The organism is Pseudoalteromonas sp. Isolate6, from assembly GCF_022398435.1.
Taxonomy (GTDB): Bacteria; Pseudomonadota; Gammaproteobacteria; order Enterobacterales; family Alteromonadaceae; genus Pseudoalteromonas; species Pseudoalteromonas galatheae.
The window spans coordinates 1-1,004 of sequence record NZ_JAKEVK010000390.1 but is presented as its reverse complement, the minus strand read 5'-3'; the positions used below and the strand labels follow the sequence as shown (position 1 = coordinate 1,004).

The window sequence follows — 1,004 nt, the reverse complement described above, 5'->3', positions numbered from 1 at the left end:
CCGCTAAGGTACCTATATCCATATAGGCAAGGCAAAAATTTTGCTATTTAGTTGTTCTAAATGAGAAATTTTTAACGAAGCTAATATGCTATTTCACCCTTCAAATTGATTAGAGAATTAATTCAATTGGTATTATAGAAAGGTTTTGAAAGTTTCGAGCTGAATTGTTCGGAATACGCGATTACTTTAATTAGATTGAGTTGTAATATTTTGTGGAGAGGGAGTAGGGTGATATTTTGAATAATACCAATAGCGGTGAATAAATGCCTCCTCTTAAACACTGAAAAGGCATTTATTGAGGTTATTCTAACCCTTTCTTTGAATATAGAGTGACTTTGTCAGAAAGTAGCGTTACTTTTATATGCTTGTTTTCGTTACCCCAAATGCAATTGGTATGTAGCGTTTTCTCTTCACATTTATCAGCAGAGCCAAGAATGTTCTCAACTTCAGCTTTATCCATACCAACTTCAATCTTGTTGTAGTTTTCTAGACTTACTTTTGAACAGCCGGCTAGGGTGAGTAGCGCAGCAGCAGTTAGTAATTTTTTCATAGGGTTGTCCGTCTAATGTTTGTATTTTCTTATTTGAAAGATGACCCCAAGTTTAGGGTGATCTAAGTAATGTATGTCGCCGCTATACACGCGCGTATATTGTGACATACGAGCGGTACGAATGTCGTTGCCGTCTTCGTACTTTAAATCTAAATCTGTGGTCACGTAAAGGTAATGCCTCACGTGAATTTTAATCAAGCCTTCAAGTTGCCAATGTACTTGCTCTTTTGATTCTTGAATATTAAAGCGATTTGACAATGACGAAAACTGATCGTCATTTTCAGTTACGCTATAACTTGATGGTGACGCAAACTGTTTGCCGCCAATAATTTCGATGTTGGGAGCACGCTTATTACTTTGTTCTGGGAATCGCCAGCCAGTGTGTAAAAGAGGCTTGAGTCCTTTACGTTTTAACTCATTAATTTTATTAGAAAAATTAAACTGTGACTCATTC

2 protein-coding genes are annotated in these 1,004 nt (G+C 36.5%); both read right to left on the bottom strand.

From position 1 onward, the window contains the following. Positions 1-301: 301 nt before the first annotated feature. Positions 302-550, bottom strand: a complete 249-nt coding sequence (locus L1D50_RS23080) for a DUF3862 domain-containing protein (RefSeq protein ID WP_128728093.1) — start codon at positions 548-550, stop codon at positions 302-304. 12 nt (positions 551-562) lie between these two features. Then, the coding region (locus tag L1D50_RS23075; protein ID WP_239966943.1) for a CsiV family protein at positions 563-1,004 on the bottom strand (442 nt) is incomplete at its 5' end.

Excerpts from the sequence above, each read along its gene's own strand:
- L1D50_RS23080 (WP_128728093.1), bottom strand. The coding sequence starts at position 550 with ATGAAAAAATTACTAACTGCTGCTGCGCTACTCACCCTAGCCGGCTGT.